We start from the raw sequence: 408 nt of genomic DNA, 5'->3' as shown, positions 1-408 counted from the left end.
CGATGTACAGCTCGCCGATGCTGCCAATCGGCAACGGTTGCAGGGCTTCGTCGAGGATGTACAAGCGCAGGTTGGCGATGGGCTTGCCGATCGGCACGATCATGTTGTTGGCCGAGCAGCGCCAGACCGAAACGTCGATGGCTGCTTCGGTCGGGCCGTACAGGTTGACCAGCGCCGCCGGGTGTTGGCCCATGAAGCGCCGCACCAGGTCCACCGGCAAGGCTTCGCCACTGGCGAAGACCTGGCGCAGGCTGTGGCAATCGACCAGGCCCGGCTCCTCGACAAACGCACGGAGCATGGAAGGGACGAAGTGCAGCGTCGTGACCCGTTCCTGCTGGATCAACTGGCTGAGGTAGGCCGGGTCGCGATGACCGTCCGGGCGGGCAACCACCAGGGTCGCGCCAGTGA

At 65.4% G+C, this 408-nt stretch carries 1 protein-coding gene; it reads right to left on the bottom strand.

Features of this window, described 5'->3' with window-relative positions; translation table 11 throughout:
- The coding region (locus HU767_RS28615; protein WP_186731123.1) for an AMP-binding protein at window positions 1-408 on the bottom strand (408 nt) is incomplete at both ends.

The sequence above is a fragment of the Pseudomonas sp. SWRI179 genome (genome assembly GCF_014268705.1).
GTDB classification, from domain to species: Bacteria; Pseudomonadota; Gammaproteobacteria; order Pseudomonadales; family Pseudomonadaceae; genus Aquipseudomonas; species Aquipseudomonas zanjanensis.
The sequence above is the reverse complement of the archived record's forward strand: the minus strand, read 5'-3'. Positions and strand labels throughout refer to the sequence as shown.